The sequence below is a fragment of the Lentzea alba genome, assembly GCF_047445655.1.
GTDB classification, from domain to species: Bacteria; Actinomycetota; Actinomycetes; order Mycobacteriales; family Pseudonocardiaceae; genus Lentzea; species Lentzea alba_A.
This window is the reverse complement of sequence record NZ_JAJAEG010000001.1, coordinates 419,511-436,427: the sequence shown is the minus strand read 5'-3', so window position 1 is coordinate 436,427 and position 16,917 is coordinate 419,511. Positions and strand designations below refer to the sequence as shown.

Annotated in this window: 18 protein-coding genes; 7 read left to right on the top strand and 11 right to left on the bottom strand. The window is 67.4% G+C overall.

All coding sequences use genetic code 11. From position 1 onward, the window contains the following. Window positions 1-42: 42 nt before the first annotated feature. On the bottom strand, window positions 43-915 hold the full coding sequence (locus LFM09_RS02090) for a 3-methyladenine DNA glycosylase (RefSeq protein WP_414094487.1): 873 nt from the start codon (window positions 913-915) through the stop codon (window positions 43-45). Between the two features lie 19 nt (window positions 916-934). On the opposite strand from LFM09_RS02090, the gene LFM09_RS02085 reads away from it, so the two are divergent. Further along, a complete protein-coding gene (locus tag LFM09_RS02085; protein ID WP_414094486.1) occupies window positions 935-1,393 on the top strand; it encodes an iron chaperone in 459 nt (152 codons plus the stop codon). On the opposite strand, the gene LFM09_RS02080 is transcribed toward LFM09_RS02085, so the two are convergent. The 4 genes from LFM09_RS02080 to LFM09_RS02065 are packed head-to-tail and all read right to left on the bottom strand — an operon-like array spanning window position 1,368 to window position 5,144. Further along, on the bottom strand, window positions 1,368-1,613 hold the full coding sequence (locus LFM09_RS02080) for a hypothetical protein (protein WP_414094485.1): 246 nt from the start codon (window positions 1,611-1,613) through the stop codon (window positions 1,368-1,370). The two genes, LFM09_RS02085 and LFM09_RS02080, sit on opposite strands and share 26 nt — an antisense overlap. A 5-nt stretch (window positions 1,614-1,618) precedes the next feature. After that, the gene (locus LFM09_RS02075) at window positions 1,619-4,315 is read right to left on the bottom strand and encodes an NACHT domain-containing protein (protein WP_414094484.1); all 2,697 of its coding nucleotides are present in this window, start codon (window positions 4,313-4,315) and stop codon (window positions 1,619-1,621) included. A gap of 35 nt (window positions 4,316-4,350) precedes the next feature. Beyond that, entirely contained in the window at window positions 4,351-4,716 is a 366-nt protein-coding gene (locus LFM09_RS02070) for an Imm63 family immunity protein (RefSeq protein ID WP_414094483.1), read from the bottom strand. After that, a complete protein-coding gene (locus LFM09_RS02065; protein ID WP_414094482.1) occupies window positions 4,713-5,144 on the bottom strand; it encodes a winged helix-turn-helix transcriptional regulator in 432 nt (143 codons plus the stop codon). The genes LFM09_RS02070 and LFM09_RS02065 overlap by 4 nt, the downstream gene beginning before the upstream one ends. 80 nt (window positions 5,145-5,224) lie before the next feature. Between LFM09_RS02065 and LFM09_RS02060 the strand changes: the two genes are divergently transcribed. After that, window positions 5,225-5,881 carry an SDR family oxidoreductase gene (locus tag LFM09_RS02060; protein WP_414094481.1) on the top strand — a complete coding sequence of 219 codons (657 nt, stop codon included), beginning with the start codon at window positions 5,225-5,227 and terminating at the stop codon, window positions 5,879-5,881. A gap of 141 nt (window positions 5,882-6,022) precedes the next feature. Next, a complete protein-coding gene (locus LFM09_RS02055) occupies window positions 6,023-7,480 on the top strand; it encodes a multicopper oxidase family protein (RefSeq protein ID WP_414094480.1) in 1,458 nt (485 codons plus the stop codon). Between the two features lie 227 nt (window positions 7,481-7,707). Here the strand turns inward: LFM09_RS02055 and LFM09_RS02050 are convergent, their stop codons facing one another. Continuing rightward, a complete protein-coding gene (locus LFM09_RS02050; protein WP_414094479.1) occupies window positions 7,708-8,301 on the bottom strand; it encodes a dihydrofolate reductase family protein in 594 nt (197 codons plus the stop codon). 107 nt (window positions 8,302-8,408) lie between these two features. Next, on the bottom strand, window positions 8,409-9,089 hold the full coding sequence (locus LFM09_RS02045; protein ID WP_414094478.1) for a DUF2848 domain-containing protein: 681 nt from the start codon (window positions 9,087-9,089) through the stop codon (window positions 8,409-8,411). Window positions 9,090-9,135: 46 nt separating this feature from the next. Between LFM09_RS02045 and LFM09_RS02040 the strand changes: the two genes are divergently transcribed. After that, the gene (locus LFM09_RS02040; protein ID WP_414094477.1) at window positions 9,136-10,467 is read left to right on the top strand and encodes an MFS transporter; all 1,332 of its coding nucleotides are present in this window, start codon (window positions 9,136-9,138) and stop codon (window positions 10,465-10,467) included. Here LFM09_RS02040 and LFM09_RS02035 read toward each other — a convergent pair. Further along, the gene (locus LFM09_RS02035; RefSeq protein ID WP_414094476.1) at window positions 10,428-11,120 is read right to left on the bottom strand and encodes a GntR family transcriptional regulator; all 693 of its coding nucleotides are present in this window, start codon (window positions 11,118-11,120) and stop codon (window positions 10,428-10,430) included. The two genes, LFM09_RS02040 and LFM09_RS02035, sit on opposite strands and share 40 nt — an antisense overlap. Here LFM09_RS02035 and LFM09_RS02030 point away from each other — a divergent pair. Both LFM09_RS02030 and LFM09_RS02025 read left to right on the top strand, forming a co-directional pair. Then, entirely contained in the window at window positions 11,089-11,865 is a 777-nt protein-coding gene (locus LFM09_RS02030) for a carbon-nitrogen hydrolase family protein (RefSeq protein WP_414094475.1), read from the top strand. The two genes, LFM09_RS02035 and LFM09_RS02030, sit on opposite strands and share 32 nt — an antisense overlap. Then, window positions 11,866-12,195, top strand: a complete 330-nt coding sequence (locus tag LFM09_RS02025) for a cupin domain-containing protein (protein WP_414094474.1) — start codon at window positions 11,866-11,868, stop codon at window positions 12,193-12,195. On the opposite strand, the gene LFM09_RS02020 is transcribed toward LFM09_RS02025, so the two are convergent. The 3 genes from LFM09_RS02020 to LFM09_RS02010 form a co-directional block, all read right to left on the bottom strand. Beyond that, complete coding sequence (locus LFM09_RS02020) at window positions 12,192-13,217, bottom strand: hemolysin family protein (protein WP_414094473.1); 1,026 nt, start codon at window positions 13,215-13,217, stop codon at window positions 12,192-12,194. The genes LFM09_RS02025 and LFM09_RS02020 overlap by 4 nt on opposite strands. Beyond that, a complete protein-coding gene (locus tag LFM09_RS02015; RefSeq protein ID WP_414094472.1) occupies window positions 13,214-14,521 on the bottom strand; it encodes a hemolysin family protein in 1,308 nt (435 codons plus the stop codon). The genes LFM09_RS02020 and LFM09_RS02015 overlap by 4 nt, the downstream gene beginning before the upstream one ends. A 108-nt stretch (window positions 14,522-14,629) precedes the next feature. Then, on the bottom strand, window positions 14,630-15,646 hold the full coding sequence (locus LFM09_RS02010; protein WP_414094471.1) for a LacI family DNA-binding transcriptional regulator: 1,017 nt from the start codon (window positions 15,644-15,646) through the stop codon (window positions 14,630-14,632). 122 nt (window positions 15,647-15,768) lie between these two features. Here LFM09_RS02010 and LFM09_RS02005 point away from each other — a divergent pair, with 122 nt between their 5' ends. After that, window positions 15,769-16,911 (top strand): Gfo/Idh/MocA family protein, encoded by a 1,143-nt coding sequence (locus tag LFM09_RS02005; RefSeq protein WP_414094470.1) that lies wholly within the window; start codon window positions 15,769-15,771, stop codon window positions 16,909-16,911. The last annotated feature ends 6 nt before the right edge of the window (window positions 16,912-16,917 follow it).

Genomic DNA, 16,917 nt, shown 5'->3' with positions numbered 1-16,917 from the left:
CGGCCCCCGACGACCGCCAATCACGCTAACAGGTGAACTTCGTCAGCGAAGTGAAGTCACGTTAAGTATCGAATGGCAAACGAAGACGAGCCGTTCTCGCAACGGCCGCGCCCGCTCAGCGAACGCCGCCTGCCTCCGCACGTACTCCGCGCGCCCCTCGGCGGTCTCGATCGGCACCGGTCCGTAACCGAGGTCGGCCAGGTCGTACGGGGAGGCCTGCATGTCGAGTTCGCGCACGTCAGCGGCCAGTTCGAAGCAGTCGGCGACCAGGTCCGAAGGCGTCGCGGGCTCCAACTTGTACGCCCACTTGAACAGGTCCATGTTCGCGTGCAGACACCCCGGCTGCTCGTTTTGCAGCTGGTCCTCACGGGTGGGCTGGAGGGCGTTGCGCGGTCGCGCGGGCTGCGTGAAGAACCGGAACGCGTCGAAGTGGCCGCACTGGATCCGGCTCGACTCCACGACCTGGTCAGTCCCGTCACTGCCCAGCCGCAACGGCCACGCGTTGTGCCGGACCTCCTCGGGCTGCTGCCGGTAGACCATCGCCCATTCGTGGAGCCCGAAGCACCCGAGCCGCGCCGGCCTGCTGAGCGTCGCCGTGAGCAGCGCAGACACGAACTCCAGCGTCTTCGCGCGCTGCCCCGTGAAGCTGTCGACGTCGAGCGCGACACCGTGTTCATGCCGTTTGTAGTGCGGAAACTCCAGGTACTCGGCGGCGTCTTCGAGCACGATGCCCGGACCCGGATGCCACCGTTCGAGCCTGATGGGCCGATGGCTGTAGTACGTGAAGAGGAAGTCCATCACCGGGTGCTTCTCCTTGCGAAGCTTCCGCTCCTGGTGCGGACCCGTGAACCGGCGCATGCGAGCGACGTGCTCATCGCGCAACTGGTGCCATTCGGCTCGGGTCAGGACCTCCACGGGCGATTACCGTACGCGCATGGTGAAGAGCAACGCCTCCACGGTCGCCCAGTACCTGGCCGAACTGCCTGATGAGCAGCGTGCCGAGGTCGAGGCCGTGCGCGACGTCATCCTCGCGAACCTCCCCGACGGCTACGTCGAGGGCCTGCAGTGGGGAATGATCAGCTGGTACGTGCCGCTGGAGGTGAGCGGCCCCACGTACAACAAGCAGCCGCTCAGCTACGTGGCCCTGGCCGCCCAGAAGAACTACTTCTCCGTCTACCTCACCACCGTGATGGCGGAGTACGAGCAGTCCTTCCGCGCCAGGTGGGCGGCGACCGGCAAGAAGCTCGACATGGGCAAGTCCTGCGTGCGCTTCAAGCAGGCCTCAGACCTGGCGCTGGACCTGATCGGCGAAGAGATCGCCCGCCTGCCGGTGCAGGAGTTCCTCGACTGGCACGACGAGCACCGCGCTAAAGCGGCGGCACGAGCCCGTTGAACGTCCGCGCGCCGTTGCAGTGCGGGCACTCCCGCCCGTTGTCGACGGTCCGCGGCGCACCCCCGATGAGCGCGAGCGTCGGCGCCGCGATGTAGCTCGCGCCCCCGCACAGGTGACAGACCGTGCGCGGCTCAGGCGTGACGGCGAAGAGGTCGTCCGGGTCTTCCTCGTCCTCGAACTCGTCGTCCTCGGCGAACTCGTCCTCGTCGTCCTCACTCATGCCCGTCAACCTACTCGGTTCAGGAACTCCTCCGGGTCAGCGACCCCGAGCGTCTTCAGCAGCGAGAAGTACTGTTCCCGCCGCATGACGCTCCGTCGTGACAGCTTCACCGCCATGTCGATCATCTCGTCCTTCGACCAGGGCCCTCCCAGCCTCGCACCGACGGCCAGCACTGCGAACCTCCGCCGCCCCTCGGCCCCGGCAGGAACCGGTTCCTGGGCTTGGCGCCACTTGGCTGCCATTCGGGGGAAAATCTCCTCGCGGTTCAGCCGCTCGTGCCACGACGGCGTCTCGACGAGTTCGCCCACCAACCAGGCCGAGAGGTAGACCCCGAACGGGTCGTCGCCGGCCAGCAGATCGTCCAGCGCCCTGCAGAGCACCGCGGCCGACAGCTCCGCGTCCTCCCGGAGGATTGACGAGCACCACACAAGTGCCCAGGTGAAGATCGCGCTGGCGGTTTCGGGAAGCCCGGCTATGAACCGCTCTGCGACTGCTCTCACCGGAAGGACGAGTTGAGGCCACTCGAGGCCGACGCCGCGCAGAAGGTGGACTTCGTTCGGCCCACCCACGTCGTCGTCCTCGTCGAGCATGAGCGCCGCCTTCATCAACGCGCCTGCACCGGCGCACTCTTCGAGCAGATCGCCGGTCTGCACACTCGCGACGATGTATGTGCACACCTCGTCCGCCGTTGTGGCCTTGGCCCGTACGCCTGCGATGGCCACGTCGATGAAGAGGTCGCAGTAGCCGTTGAGCGGCTTCCTGTTCGATAGAACCGCGGAGCGCAATGTCTCGCGAAGGAGATCTGCGAACCGGGTTTCCAGGAGTAGGAGAAGGCTTGGGGCTCTTCGCTCGATGAGAGTCTCCAGCACGGACCTCACGAGTTCCGGTGCTGCGGCGACTTCGTCGTGGAGGCAGTTGATCAGGACTTCCTGGAGGGCGTGCTCAGGTGTGACCTTCAGCCGCCTGTTCAGGAGCTCGATCAGACCGGCAGCCCTGCGTCCGATCAGCACCCCGGTCAATGGGACGACCTCGCGCCAGCCCGGATTGGTGAAGTGGGGAGACAGGAGCAGTTCGGGCGGCTCGTCCTGCCTATCTGCAGGCACCCAGCCGTTCGCGATCGCGAGCGCGGTGAGGTACTCCTGAAACGTGAGGTGCTTGAACTCGTAGACGGCCTGCAGCGAACCGTCGATCACCCGGTGCCCGCTCAGCACCAACAGGCTGCTGCGTTCCTCAACTCGCCGCATGAAGTCGTGCACCGACGTGCGGGCATAGGCGAACACCTCCGGCATCGCGGCCCTGGCCTCTTGGAAGAGCGAGGTCAGCTCCTTCGACGACACCTGCGTCTGCCCTGCCTCCATCATGCTGAACGCGGCGTAGCCGAGCTGCGGCAACGCCTCGTCCTGGTCGACGGGTTCGTGACCCTCGACGTTCCAGGTCATCAGTAGTACTTCGACGGCTTTTTGGTACAACACGGTGCGTTTGCGTGGCAGCTGGCCCACCCAGCGTCGCACCAGCAGCAGGGTGGTGAGCAGAAGCGGGTTCACCGCGAGCCGCAGCACGCGGTCGGACGCCAGGATCGAGTCAGCGACCTCGGTCGCGTCGTGCTCACCGAGCACTTCGCGGTGCCACGCGCGAACGAGCTGCCGCACCCCGTCCTTCGACAGTTCCGCGACGCGGTACGGCTTGCACACGGCTAAAGCCGCGCCCGCGACGACCCGGAACCCGACCTCGCGAGACGTGACCACCACGTGGATCGACGGGTAGCGCGCGAGGAAAGTGCGCAGCTGGGCCAGGAAGGACGCGCGTGAGCCGGTGTCCGAGATCTCGTCCAGGCCGTCGACCAGCAGCAGCACCTTGCCGTCGCGCAGTTTCCTGCCAACCGCTTCGATGAACTCCTGCCGCTGGTCCGGCCGCTCGGCGCGCAAAGCGAGGTCGCCGATGATCTCAGTGACCGGCTTGCGGGCCCCTCCCGTGAGGTGCCGGCATTTGATGAACAGCGGCAGCCAGTCCTCGTCCGGCAGCTGGTCGTCGAGGCCGGATCGCCTGGCCGGGTCGGCATACGCGACCGCCAGACGTTTGAGGATCGTGGTCTTGCCCGCGCCAGGTGGCCCGAGCACGGCGATGCGCCGTTCCTCACGCAGCACCGCGCCGATGTGCCGGTCGGACTCCAGCCGGAGCGGCACGTACAGGCTCTCCAGCCGGAACCTGTGAGATCCGACCTCGTGGTCAGCGGGCATCCCTTCGAGAGTGATGTCTCCGTACTCGCTGACGAGGTGGTTCCTGTAGTGGTCCAGGACCTGATCGAGAACCTGAGGCGCCGCGTGCAGCAACTCCAGTCCTGGCAAGGAATCCAGTAGTGGAGAGACGGCGCTCTCCGGCAACACCCTGCCGTCGGCGTGCACGAGGCACATGTGGGTGGCGTTGACTCCGGACCCGAACTGCACCAGCCACGCCCAGCCGCCGGCGTGGCCGAGCAGCTCCACCTGCAGCACGCGCAGGTCTGCTGCCACCAGTGCCGCGCACCGGGTCGCGGCCTCGACGGCGGCTTCCGCAGGGACGACCACCGAGTCGCCGGTGAGGCGCAGAACGATCTCGTCGCTGGTGACCTTGTCGGTGGTGGAGAACAGGTCGTGGGTGAGCCGGGCGAGCGTGTCGCGGAGCTTGTCGGCGTCCGTGGCGACGATCCGCAGCTTGTGGCTCACCGATGCGCCTCCCCGTCGCAGCAGGTGCTGGGAGCCTACTTGCTCGGACGTGAAGCCCGGGCCCGCAACGCCCACCGCGGATCCAGCGACCCGAGCAGCTCCTCCTGCCGCCGGAACGCCGTGAACCGCTGCTCCTCACCCTCCACGGGATGTTGCACGGCCCACCCGTACGCCATGTTCCAAGTGACCTCGTACAGCGCCCAGTAGAGGATCTCGTCGAGCTTCCGGGTCTCCTTCGCGAACACCCGCTTCCCGCGCTCGTAGGCCACGAGCCGGTACACCGGCCCTTCAGACACCTCGATGAACGGGTGGCCGCCGTCGAAGTTCTCGAACCCGACCATCCACGTGGCGCCGACCTGCTGCCTGAGCGCCTCCAGCCGCGCGGCGAGGTCCGAGGTCACGACGCCGCCGAAACAGATGCGTCGGTCAGCGACTCGGGCGTTGCTTCCTCACCGCAAGCCGCACACACGACGCGTGGCTCCAGCACGTGGCCGCACGAGTGCTGCCACACGAGCGGGAGGGGTCCCTCTGTCACGTACGCGTCGCCCCACTCCTTGAGCATCAGCATCACGTTGTGCAGCGCGCGGCCTGCGTCCGTCAGCAGGTACTCGTGCCGTGGCGGATGGTCGGAGTACTGGCGCTTCTCCAGCACGCCTGCCGCGACGAGCTTCTTCAGCCGTGCGGCCAGGACGTCGCGTGAGGCGCCGGTGTTCGCGGCGATCTGGTCGAAGCGGGTGTTGCCGAAGAAGACCTCGCGCAACGCCAGCAGTGACCAGCGTTCGCCCACGACCTCCAACGCGTTCGCGACGGAGCAGGTTCGAGGGGCCATGTGACCATCCTAGCAGTGGGTTGGCAAATCCAACTGACCTGCTCTACGGTTAGTTGGAAAATCCAACTCAGGAGGTAGTGGTGGACTTCAACGGAGCAACCGTGCTGGTGACCGGCGCCAACCGCGGACTTGGCCGGGTGTTCGCCCGTGAGCTCGTCAAGCGCGGGGCGAAGGTCTACGGCGGTGCGCGCAACGCGGCGTCCGTTGTGGACGAGGGTGTGATCCCGGTCCAGCTGGACGTGACCGACGACGCGTCCGTCGCGGCCGCGGCGAAGGAGCTCGGCGACGTCTCGGTCGTCATCAACAACGCCGGCGTGTCCTTGGGTGGCACGGAGGTTGACAGCATCAAGGCAGAATTCGACGTCAACTTCTACGGGCTCGTCCGCACGACGGCGGCGTTCGCACCCATTCTGAAAGCCAATGGCGGCGGCGTCCTCGTGAACGTGCTGAGCGTGCTCTCCTTCGTCGGCTACCCGTCGGCGCCCGGCTACGCGGCCTCCAAGGCGGCGGCGTGGTCGTTCACGAAGTCGACGCGGGATTCGTTGCAGGAGCAGGGAACCAAGGTCGTCGCTGTGCACGCCGGCTACATCGACACCGACATGGCCGCGCACGTCGACGCTCCCAAGATCACCCCCGACGACGTCGTTTTCCAGACGCTGCAAGCGATTCAGAACGGTGATGACGAGGTGCTGGCGGACGACCTGACTCGTTCGGTGAAGGCCGCACTGGCCTCTTGAGACGGTCGCGCCTGCACATGTGAGCCCTTCTCGGAACTAGGTGTTCCCCCTGAGCGTCCGGCGTAGGTTTCCGCCGCATCCATCCGCCGCGGGAGCGTTCTCATCGAGCGCGTCCGCCTTGGGGCGCTTAGGGGAACAGCGATGCTCAACAGACGTGGTGTGCTGGCCGCGGGAGGAATCGCGGCAGGCGTGCTCGGCGTGCCGAAGCTGCTCGCACCCGCAGAGGGTCACGAAGACTCGACGCACGGCGAGCACGTTTTCGTGGAGTCGAAGACGTTCACCGGAACAAGACCGGCCATCGTGCCGTGGACACGCCCGATGCCCGTGCCGCCCGTGCTCAAACCGCTCGTGTCCACACCGAAGCAAGAGATCTACCAACTGACGATCGAGAACACGACCGCCGAGATCCTGCCCGGCCTGCAGTCGCCGGTGCTGGGCTTCGGCGGTCAGTTCGTCGGTCCCACGATCAGGGGCAAAACGGGCCGCAAAACCCTGATCATGCTGCAGAACAAGCTCGACGAGCCCGCGAACGTCCACCTCCACGGCGGCCACGTGCCACCCGAGCACGACGGCCACCCGAAGGACCTGGTCGAGCCCGGCCGCACCCGCCTCTACCTCTACCCGAACACCCAGCAGGGCACGACCCTCTGGTACCACGACCACAGCCACGGCACCGAGGCCTCGCACGTCTACTTAGGACTGCACGGCGCCTACGTCGTCGAGGACGACTCCGAGCGGGGCTTGAACCTGCCGAGCGGCGCCTACGACGTGCCGATCATGTTGCGCGACATCCAGTTCGACGACAGCGGCAACATCGTGGTCTTCGACGACCCGTCCAAACGCACGGTGGTGCTGGCCAACGGCGTGCCGCAGCCGTACTTCGAGGTCGCCGCCCGCAAGTACCGCTTCCGCCTGATCAACACCGCGAACCAGCGCGTGTTCAAGTTGAAGCTGACCGGCGACAAGTTCACCCGGATCGGCTCCGACGGCGGTTTGCTGGGTGCTTCGGTCGTGACCGAGGAGCTGATCCTCTCCTCCGCGGAACGCACCGACGTCGTCATCGACTTCTCGAAGTACCCGATCGGTTCACGCGTGGTGCTGACCGACTTCATGGCCGGTGAGATCCTGCGCTTCGACGTGGTCCGCCGCGCCACCGACAACAGCCGCGTCCCCGCCGTGCTGCGCCCGTTGCCCGCGCAGCCGCTGTCCACTGTGGACCGCGAGGTGGACCTGGCGTTCGTCTTCAAGCCCAACGAGCGCCCGGACGGCGTGATCAACGGCAAGGTCTTCGACATGGACCGCGTCGACTTCACGATCAAACGCGGCGCCACCGAGACCTGGCTGATCCGCAGCTCCGACCCGACCGGCGTCAAGCACAACTTCCACCTGCACCTGGTCCAGTTCCGCGTGCTGGAGCGCAACGGCGGCCCGCCCCTGCCCAGCGACGAGGGGCTCAAGGACACCATCCCGATCACGGCGGGGGAGACGGTGAAGGTGCGGGCGACCTTCACCGGCTACACCGGCCGCTACGTGTACCACTGCCACTTCCTCGAACACTCGTGGATCGGCATGATGGCGCAGCTGGAGATCGTGCCCTAGTCAATCGGTGGCGCCGGCTGACAATGTGGCTCATCCGAACGACCGACGTCGCGGTTCAACTCGCGAGCGCGGTTCGCAAGGCGGATGCGGCGCTCGCTGCCGGCGACAACGAATCGTCGATGTCGGCTTGTGGAACTCCGCCGAAGGAGTTGATCGCCAGCTACAACTTTCCGTTCTGCTGAAGGAGATGTAGGCGGCGGCGTGCGCGGTACGCCGCCGTGCTCTGCTCACGAAGTCGTGTTCTCGTACTTCACCTTGTACCGCAGGTGCGTGACGGACTTGCTCTCGACGACCGAGACCGGACCCTCCAGCTCATAACCCTTGCCGGGCGCGAAGAACGGCGTTCCGCCGCCGAGGATCACCGGCACCAGGTCGAGCCAGATCTCGTCGACCAGCCCGGCGTCGATGGCCTGCCGCGCGATCTCGCCGGAGTTCAGGCCCACGACCTTGTCGCCCGCGTGCTTCTGGGCCACCGCAACGGCTTCCTCGATGCCGCCGCTGACGAACGTGAAGTGCTCGTTGTCCTCCAACGGCCGGTGGGTGAGCACGACGGTGTGCACGCCCAGCGGGTGCTGCCCGTTCCAGCCGTTGGTGAAGTCGTAGAGCTTGCGTCCCACCACCAGTGCGCCAGTCGACTGCACCAGGCTGGTGAAGTACGCGGCGCTTTCCGGCGTGAGGTGGAACGTCATCGAGCCCGACGGCACCGTCAGCGCCACGTCGCCCGCCTCGTACCAGGCGAAGAGCTTGTCGAAGCCGGAGAAGTCCGGACCCGACACGTAGCCGTCGATCGAGGTGCTCGCGCCCGTGTAGACCTTGCCCATGATTGCCTCCTGTGTCTGTGTCCTTCACTGACACGTCGAACGAGGAAGGCGCGAATCGACGGGCACATACCTGCACGCACACCCACATACCGGCGCGCATACCTGGGTCAGCCGATGGGCTCCGGGAGGCGCGTCACCTCGTAGCCGCAGTCGATGATGTCGCCGGTGGCCGGGTCGCGCAGCTCCACGCGCCACTTCGACGCGAACTGCTCCACGCCGTGATGCATCGGGATCGTGCCGGAGAGCAGCACCGTGCCCGGCTTGAGCAGGCCCAGCTCGCGCAGCCGGTCCACCCAGTACTGCGGGGTCAGCAGTTCGGCGAGGGTGCCGCGCTGGATCTCCACGCCGTCGGCCCACGCGGTCAGTTCGAGCTCGTCGATGCGGTTCGACACGTCGGACAGGCGCCATGCCTTGCGGCCGAGCACGTCCGGGGCCGCGTTCTTGCTCCACGCGACGCCGTGCACCTCCAGTGCACGGTCCGTGTGGTCGCACGCGACGGTCAGCAGCACGTCTTCTTCTGTCACGACCAACGCCCACTCGGCCTCGCCGGAGGTCTTGGCGTGCGGCGCGGCGACTGCGGAAGTCTGCTGCGCGAGGTAGGGCGAGACGGGGTAGAGGCTCGGCGTCACGGACGGTGCCGGCACGCCCAGTTCGGCTAGTTCGCGCACGTGATCGGCCACGTCGTCCTGGCTGCGACCTGCGTATCCGCCGTTCAGCAAGGTCGTCACGGCAACCTCGGTGACGGTGCCGTCAGGGAGGTCGAAGGTCAGTGTGCAAGCGGTAGACATGCGGTACTCCTTGCGCATACGAGTTGTATACAGGCAGTATTACCGCATGTCCGCTGCCACAGCAACGCAAGACGTGCCACGTTCAGCGCTCATCCGAGCGTTCGTGGCCTCGCTTTCCGGTACCGCCCTGGAGTGGTACGACTTCGCGATTTACAACGTCGCCGCAGCCGTCGTGCTCGGCCCGTTGTTCTTCCCCAGCTCCGAGCCGCTCACCGCCACGTTGCTGGCGTTCTCGACCTACGCCGTCGGCTACCTGTCGCGGCCGCTCGGCGGGTTCCTGTTCGGCAGGCTCGGCGACAAGATCGGCCGCAAACGCGTGCTGGTCACGACGTTGCTGATCACGGGTGTCGCGACGTTGCTCATCGGTCTGTTGCCGACGCACTCCGCGATTGGCCCGACTGCCGGTGTGCTGCTCGTGCTGCTGCGGTTCGCGCAAGGCGTCGGGCTCGGCGGCGAGTGGGGCGGCGCCGTGCTGTTGTCCAGCGAATACGGCAATCCGGCGCAGCGCGGCTTCTGGGCGTCGGCCGCCCAGATCGGCCCGCCCGCCGGCAACCTGATGGCGAACGGCGTGCTCGCGCTGCTCGGCGTGGCGCTGTCCGACGAGGCGTTCATGTCGTGGGGCTGGCGCGTGGCGTTCCTGCTGTCCGCGGTGCTGGTGATCTTCGGCCTGTGGATCCGGGTGAAGCTGGAGGAGACGCCGGTCTTCAAGGCGATCGAGGAACGCGGTGAGCGTCCGTCCGCGCCGATCAGCGAGGTCTTCCGCACGCAGACCCGGCCGTTGATCGCCGCCGTGCTGTGCCGCGTCGGTCCGGACGTGCTGTACGCGCTGCACACCGTCTTCGTGCTTACCTACCTCACGACCCAGCTGAAGCTGCCGCGCAACGTCGGCCTCATCGCGGTGCTCATCGCCTCGGGGTTCCAGCTGTTCCTGATGCCGCTGGCCGGCTGGCTGTCCGACCGGGTCAACCGCCGCGGCCTCTACGCCGCCGCCGCGGTGTGCGGCGCGGTCTGGCCGTTCGTGCTCTTCCCGTTGATCGACACTCGCTCGTGGCCGCTGATCGTGCTCGGAGTCGTTGTGGGACTTGGGTTCCACGCGTTCATGTACGGGCCGCAGGCGGCGTTCATCGCGGAGCAGTTCACCGAACGCCTGCGCTACACCGGCAGCTCGCTCGCCTACACGCTGGCCGGCGTGATCGGCGGAGCGGTGGCGCCACTGCTGTTCACCGCGCTGCTGGCCGGGTTCAAGACATGGGTCGTCGTCGGCATCTACGTCAGCGTGGCGTGCGCGGTGACGTTGGTCGGCCTGCGTCTCGGCCGCGATCCCGAGGAGGCCGAGGTTCAGCCGTTGAGCAGCACCTTCAGCGTGGTGTCGAGGTGAGCGGTGATCGCCGCGGTGGCCGCGCCGACGTCTCCGGACTGAAGCGCGGCCACGATCGCGTTGTGCTCGTCGATCACGGCCTGCTGCCTGTTCTGCGCCCGGTACAACGCAACCACGCCCGCGCGCACCTGCCGTGCGCGCAACCCCTCGTAGGTCTTCGCCAACAGCTCGTTACCCGTCGCCGCAACCAACAGCGCGTGGAACTGCCGATCAACGTCAATGAACTGCCGCGGATCCTCAACCAGCCACCGCTGCTGCTCGATCAGCTCCATCATCTTCCGGAACGGAACCGTGCCCTCGGTCATCGTCTTTTCCGCGGCATACCGCTCAACGACGCCACGCAACTCCATCAGCTCCGTGATCTGCCGCGACGACAACGGCGCGACGTACGCACCCTTCTTCGGCACGAGCTGCACAAGGTCCTCAGCCGCAAGCAGCAGCAACGCCTCACGAATCGGCGTGCGCGACACACCGATCTGGTTGGCGACGTCCTGCTCGCTGATGAACCGCCCCTGCATCTCGGGGTCGGCGAGAATCGTGTCCTTGAGGAACTCGTAAGCCTTTTCCCTGCCGGACAAGCTGTCTGCAGCCTGCATACAACATGTATACCAGAGGAGGATCATGCGCATCGCGCTCAGCCAGATCAGCTCCACAGCTGATCCCGCAGAAAACCTCGCCACTCTGCGCACCCAGGTCGCAGCCGCAGCCGCGCAAGGTGCCCGCATTGTGCACTTCCCCGAGGCAACGCAGTGCCGTTTCGGCGTGCCACTCACCCCGATAGCCGAACCGCTGGACGGCCCGTGGGCCACGGCGGTGCAGGGGATCGCCGACTCTCATGGCGTCGTCGTAGTGGCCGGCATGTTCACGCCAGGCGACAACGGCCGTGTCTGCAACACCACTCTCGTCACCGGCAACGGCCTACACCTGGGCTACAACAAGATCCACCTGTTCGACGCGTTCGGCTTCCACGAGTCCGACAACGTGACCCCAGGCGACAAGCCAGTGACCTTCGAAGTGGACGGCACCACCTTCGGCCTGGCCACCTGCTACGACGTCCGCTTCCCCGAACTGTTCCGGGTTCTGGCCGACACCGCCCCGGTCATCCTGCTCGGCGCTTCCTGGGGTGCCGGCCCCGGCAAAGCCGACCAGTGGGATCTGTTGGTCCGCGCCCGAGCTCTCGACGCCACCTCCTGGGTGCTGGCGTGCGGCCAGGCCGACCCTGATGCCGACTACGGTTCCGCCCCAACGGGAATCGGCCGCAGCGCGGTCGTCGACCCGCTCGGCACCGTGCGCTCGCGGCTGGACGGCGCACCGGGCATGCTGCTGTCCGATGTGGACGTTCCGCTGGTGGAGGAAGCCCGCGCGCTGCTGCCCGTGCTGGCGAACCGGAGGCTGTGAATGCGCGAGGAACACGAGTTCTTCCCCGTGGACGCACTCGACTGGCGCCCGGCCGATCCTGGCGTCACCGAGCGCGTCCTGAGCCGCGACCCTGAAACCTCGACCCTGACCAGAATCGCGCGCTGGCAACCGGGTCTCGAAACCTCAGGCGTGATCCGCCACGACTACCACGAGGAGGTCTACCTGCTGGAGGGCGAGCTCACCGACCTGACCCTCGGCCACACCTTCCGGGCCGGCTACTTCGCCAGCCGCCGACCCGGAATGCCGCACGGTCCATACCGGACTGAAACCGGCTGCCTCATGCTGGAGATCCGCACCGCGGTCAGCTAGACCCAGCGGACGTGGGTGCCGTCGCGCACCGTGCCGACGTACTCCTCCAACAGGTCCTCCAACGCCACGACACCGCGCACGGCCCCGTCAGCCCCGACCGCGCGCGCGAGGTGTGACTGCGCGCGACGCAAAGCTGCCAAGGCCTCGTCCAGACGTGCGTCAACCGGCACCTCGGGCAACCCGCGCACCCGAGAGCGAGGCACCAGGGTCGAAGCGCCCTCCAGGTCCAGCACGTCCTTCACGTGCAGGTACCCGATCAACCCGGACTCGGCCAGCACCGGGAAGCGCGAGAACCCGGTGGCCGCAACCGCAGCCTCCATCTCGCCGACGGTCGGCGAAGCGGAAACCGTGGTGAGCCGATCCAAAGGCACGACAACATCAGCCACCGTGCGCTCGGCGGAGGACAACGTCTGCCTCAACCGCCGATGCTCGGAGTCCTCGAGCAACCCCTCCGAACGAGACTGGCCGATCAGCAGAGCCAGCTCGTCCGGCGTGTAGGCCGACTCCAGCTCGTCCACCGGCTCGACGCCGAAACGGCGCAGCACCCAGCGGCCCACGGCGGTGAACAGCGCCAGCACCGGCGCGATCATCCGCGAGAAGCCGTAGTGCACCGGCACCAGCCACACCGCGGCGCGTTCGGGGCCTGCGATGGCCAGGTTCTTCGGCACCATCTCGCCCAAGATCGTGTGCAGAGCCACCACGATCACCAGAGCCACCGCGAACGCCACACCGTGCACCACGGCCAGAGGCAGGCCAACGGCAGACAGAGGGCCCTCAAGAACCGACGCCAGGGCCGGCTCGGCGATCGCGCCCAAGCCGAGAGAACAAAGGGTGATGCCCAGCTGAGCGCCGGCGATCAAGAGAGGCAGCTGCTGGGAGGCCTTGATCGCGGTGCGTGCGCGAGCGGAACCGCGGTCGGCCAGGGCTTCGAGGCGGTCGCGGCGGGCGGTGATCACCGCGAACTCGGCGCCGACGAAGAAGGCGTTGCCTGCCAACAACAAAACGACGATCAAGAAATTCATGACGACACCACCCGCAGTTCGGCCACGCGGTGCCGGTCCATTCGCATGACGGTCACCCGCCACCCGTCGACGCGGATCTCGTCGCCGACGTCGGGAATTCGGCCCAGGCGAGCCAGAACCAGGCCGGCCAGGGTTTCGTAGTCGCCCTCAGGCATGTGGAAGCCGGTTGCCTCGGCCACCTCGTCGTCCCTCAAAAGCCCGGAAACGAGCCAGCTGTCCTTGCCCAGCGAACGGACGGGCGGTGCCTCGCCGCGGTCGTGTTCGTCGCGCACGTCGCCGACGATCTCCTCGACGACGTCTTCCAACGTAACCAGCCCGGCCGTGCCGCCGTACTCGTCGACGACCAGCGCCGACTGCAGGCCGGAGGCGCGCAGCCGGTCCAGCAACGCGTCGCCCTCGAGCGTCTCGGGCACGGAATAGACCGGGCGCGTCAGAGCGGAGAGAGGAGTAGTCCCGCGAAGAGCAGCGGGCACGGCGAACGCTTGCTTCACGTGCACGATGCCGCGCACGTCGTCCAAAGACCCGTCGTGCACCGGGAACCGCGAGAAGCCGGTCTCGCGCGCGCGAGCGACCAAGTCCAGAACGGTTGCGTCGGCGCGTAGAGCTTCGACGTGCACACGCGGCGTCATCAGTTCGCCGGCCGTGCGGTCGCCGAAGCGCAGAGAGCGGTCGAGCAGCACGGCGGTGCTCTGGTCCAGGGTTCCGTGTTCGGCGGAGGTGCGGACCAGCGCGCCCAGCTCCTCGGGGGAACGGGCGGACGCCAGCTCCTCGACCGGTTCCACGCCCAGGCGCCGGACCAGCCAGTTCGCGGCCCCGTTCATCCCGGTGATCAACCAGCGGAAGACCGTGGAGAACCCGGCCTGGAGCCCGACCACCAGCCGGGCGGTCTGCAGGGGGCGGGCGATCGCGAGGTTCTTCGGCACGAGTTCGCCGAACACCATCGACAACGAGGTGGCGATCGCCAGCGCCAGGGCGAGCGACAACCAGCCGGCCACCGACACGGGCACGCCCACCGCGGAAAGGCCGGGCTCGATCAACGACGCGATCGCGGGCTCCGCGATGTAACCGGTGATCAGCGTGGTCAGCGTGATGGCGAGCTGGGCGCCGGAGAGCTGGAAGGACAGCGTCCGGTGCGCGCGGTCGATGGTGCGCGCCTTCGCGTCACCGACCTCGGCCACGTGCCGTTCGACGGTGCTGCGTTCCAGTGCGGTCAGCGAGAACTCCGCTGCCACCGCGATGAAGGTGCCCGCGGTCAGCGCCACGACGGCGAGCAGACCGAGCACGCTCAGAACGATTCCGGTCACCTGCGCGCTCCAAAGCAGCTGGGGACCGGGCAAATATGCCAGCCAGGGCCAGACCCCATGGGGACGGCTCAACTCCTCATGACTAAGTACGTGTACAGCCAGATGAGTCTAATTGTGGGCAGTCGAGGCCCTGAGCACCACCTCGCCCGCCACGCGGACAGTGCGGGCCTCGTCACCGCCCGCGTCCAGAACGAGGCCTGCCGCGATCTCGCCCATCTCCTCCAACGGCAGCCGCACCGTTGACAGAGCGGGCACGGTGTCGCGCAGCGTCGGGATGTCGTCGAACCCGGCGATGGACATGTCCTCGGGCACCCGCACGCCGCGTTCGCGCAGCGCAGCCATGGCGCCCATCGCCATCACGTCGGTCACGGCGAACACACAGGTGGCGCGCGACTTCGAGCTCAACAGCTCCAGCGCGGCCTCGTACCCGCCGTCACGGGTGAACGCGCCGTTGATCACGAGAGGCGGCGCGACCCCGGCGTCGGCGAGGCCCGCCTTGAACCCGGCGAGCCGGTCGCGGGCAACGAACAACTCCGAAGGTCCACCCAATACGGCGAACTTCTTGTGTCCGAGCGAGGCCAACTCACGAGCCAGCGCGCGGGCTCCCGCGCGGTTACCGGGAACGACCGTGTCGGTACCGAGCTTGGCCTGCGACACGCACGCGACCCGCCCGCCCTGCTCGGTGAACGCGTCGATCTCCGCGGCCAGCCGGGACTGCGCCGCGCGGTCGGTCGTCCGCGATCCGGCCAGCACGACCGCACGCGCCCGGTGCGCGCGCAAAGTCGAAAGCAGCTCCACCTCACGCTCGGGACGGCGACCGGTCGTGCCGAGAACGACCACGAGCCCGGCCTCCTCGGCCACCCGCGTCACACCCGCCGCGATGCACGAGAAGTACGGGTCGGTGATGTCGTGGACGACCAGCCCGACGAGCGAGCTCGAGTTCCGGGCCAGCGCCTGCGCGGACGCGTTCGGTACGTAACCGAGCTGCTCCGCGGTGCGCAGGACGCGGTCGCTCAGCTCCTCGCTCACCTGCCGCGTGCTGCCGTTGAGCACGCGAGAAGCGGTCGCCAGCGAGACACCCGCCTGCTTCGCCACCTCGGCGAGCGTCACCTGTCGGGCCGACACGAACACCTCCGTCAACGTGCATGTGAGCGCTGAGACTAACTCGCGCGGAGGTTGACGGCCGTGAAGCACCGCGATTAGCGTGGCGGGAAAGCGCTTTCCAGCGCTGCTACCAGGGAGGTGCGATGGCGGTTCGGACCATCGGGGTCGCGGTCAACGGCGTCACCGGGCGGATGGGTTATCGCCAGCACCTGGTCCGGTCCCTGCTGCCGTTGCGCGACGAGGGCGTGCGGTTGCCGGACGGGACCGTGATCAAGGTCGAACCCGTGCTCGTCGGGCGCAACGCCGACAAGCTGAAGGAGATCGCCGAGCGCCACGACCTCGCGCGCTGGACCACGGACCTCGACGGGGCGCTCGCCGACCCGGACGTCGAGATCTACTTCGACTCGCAGGTCACGTCGAAGCACGTCGAGTCGATCACCAAGGCGCTCGAGGCCGGCAAGCACGTCTACACCGAGAAGCCGGTGAGCGAGACGGTCGTCGAAGCGGTTCAACTGGCTGAACTCGCCGACGCCAAGGGCCTCAGGCACGGCGTGGTGGCCGACAAGCTGTACCTGCCGGGCATCCGCAAGCTCAAGCGGTTGATCGACGGCGGCTTCTTCGGCCGGATCCTGAGCGTGCGCGGCGAGTTCGGCTACTGGGTCTTCGAGGGCGACTGGCAGCCCGCGCAGCGCCCGAGCTGGAACTACCGGGCCGAGGACGGCGGCGGCATCGTCTCGGACATGTTCTGCCACTGGAGCTACCTGCTCCACGATCTCTTCGGCCGCGTCGAAGCGGTTACGGCGAAGGCCGTCACGCACATCCCGACGCGCTGGGACGAGCAGAACAACGCCTACGAAGCCACGGCCGACGACGCCGCGTACGGGATCTTCGAGATCGAGAACGGGGTCATCGCCCAGATCAACTCGTCCTGGTGCACGCGGGTGCGCCGCGACGAGCTCGTCGAGTTCCAAGTGGACGGCACCGAGGGGAGTGCGGTCGCGGGGCTGCGCGAATGCTTCGTGCAGCCCCGCGCCGTCACGCCGAAGCCGGTCTGGAACCCGGACCTGCCGGTCACGCACCCGTTCCGCGACCAGTGGCAGCAGGTGCCCGACAACGAGGACTTCGACAACGGCTTCAAGGTGCAGTGGGCGGAGTTCCTGCGGCACGTCTACCAGGGCACACCTTTCCCCCACGACTTCCGTGCCGGGGCGCGCGGCGTGGCGCTGGCGGCCGCCGGTCTCAAGTCCTCTTCGGAGGGTCGCCGGGTGGAGATCGCGGATGTCTAGCCAAGA

What these genes read in the sequence shown, in the direction of transcription:
- LFM09_RS02085 (WP_414094486.1), top strand. Translation starts at nt 935, where the DNA reads ATGGTGAAGAGCAACGCCTCCACGGTCGCCCAGTACCTGGCCGAACTG.
- LFM09_RS02080 (WP_414094485.1), bottom strand. Translation starts at nt 1,613, where the DNA reads ATGAGTGAGGACGACGAGGACGAGTTCGCCGAGGACGACGAGTTCGAG.
- LFM09_RS02065 (WP_414094482.1), bottom strand. Translation starts at nt 5,144, where the DNA reads ATGGCCCCTCGAACCTGCTCCGTCGCGAACGCGTTGGAGGTCGTGGGC.
- LFM09_RS02055 (WP_414094480.1), top strand. Translation starts at nt 6,023, where the DNA reads ATGCTCAACAGACGTGGTGTGCTGGCCGCGGGAGGAATCGCGGCAGGC.
- LFM09_RS02050 (WP_414094479.1), bottom strand. Translation starts at nt 8,301, where the DNA reads ATGGGCAAGGTCTACACGGGCGCGAGCACCTCGATCGACGGCTACGTG.
- LFM09_RS02045 (WP_414094478.1), bottom strand. Translation starts at nt 9,089, where the DNA reads ATGTCTACCGCTTGCACACTGACCTTCGACCTCCCTGACGGCACCGTC.
- LFM09_RS02040 (WP_414094477.1), top strand. Translation starts at nt 9,136, where the DNA reads ATGTCCGCTGCCACAGCAACGCAAGACGTGCCACGTTCAGCGCTCATC.
- LFM09_RS02030 (WP_414094475.1), top strand. Translation starts at nt 11,089, where the DNA reads ATGCGCATCGCGCTCAGCCAGATCAGCTCCACAGCTGATCCCGCAGAA.
- LFM09_RS02025 (WP_414094474.1), top strand. Translation starts at nt 11,866, where the DNA reads ATGCGCGAGGAACACGAGTTCTTCCCCGTGGACGCACTCGACTGGCGC.
- LFM09_RS02020 (WP_414094473.1), bottom strand. Translation starts at nt 13,217, where the DNA reads ATGAATTTCTTGATCGTCGTTTTGTTGTTGGCAGGCAACGCCTTCTTC.
- LFM09_RS02005 (WP_414094470.1), top strand. Translation starts at nt 15,769, where the DNA reads ATGGCGGTTCGGACCATCGGGGTCGCGGTCAACGGCGTCACCGGGCGG.